General features: G+C 69.3%; 1 pseudogene. It reads right to left on the bottom strand.

The window, feature by feature from the left end:
• Positions 1-500: pseudogene (locus OC439_RS30185) on the bottom strand (transposase family protein); the annotation flags it as partial.
• Between the last annotated feature and the right edge of the window lie 64 nt (positions 501-564).

Genomic DNA, 564 nt, shown 5'->3' with positions numbered 1-564 from the left:
GGTCAGGGCGTCGATGATGCCGTGGGTGCGGGCGGCGGTCAGATCATGCGTCGAGCCGGGCGGCGCGGCCGAGGCCCAGACGAGACGCCCGGCCGCGTCGCGATGACCTGCACGTTCACGCCGTGACGCTTGTGCTTTCCGGAGTAGTACGGCTTCTGGTTGGCGACCCGGTCGATCGGGATCAGGGTCCCGTCGAGGATTGCGTAGGCGAGCAGACGGATCCTGGTCATGGCCGTGGCCAGGTCGTCGGCGGTCGCGGCGAGCAGGTCGATGGCCTCGCGGACATAACGCCAGGCCGTCGTGACGCCGATCTCGAATCCGGCGGCCAGGCGGGGCAGGGTGTCGCCGTTGCGCAGGTGGGCCAGGGCGAGCAGAGCTTGCTGGCCGGGGTCGAGGCGTCGCCACCGGGACCGTCGCTGCTGGCGGCGGGTTCGGATGAGGGCGGCGAGGTGGTTCAGGCTGCGGGTGGACAACGGAATCGTGGCAGGGTAAGACAGCACAGCGAGGCTCCCGGTTGGGGCATCTGATCTTGGTCGATTGCTGTCTTACCGGGAGCCTCGTCCT

Source organism: Micromonospora sp. Mcm103 (assembly GCF_024519755.1).
GTDB lineage: Bacteria > Actinomycetota > Actinomycetes > Mycobacteriales > Micromonosporaceae > Micromonospora > Micromonospora aurantiaca.
The sequence above is the reverse complement of the archived record's forward strand: the minus strand, read 5'-3'. Positions and strand labels throughout refer to the sequence as shown.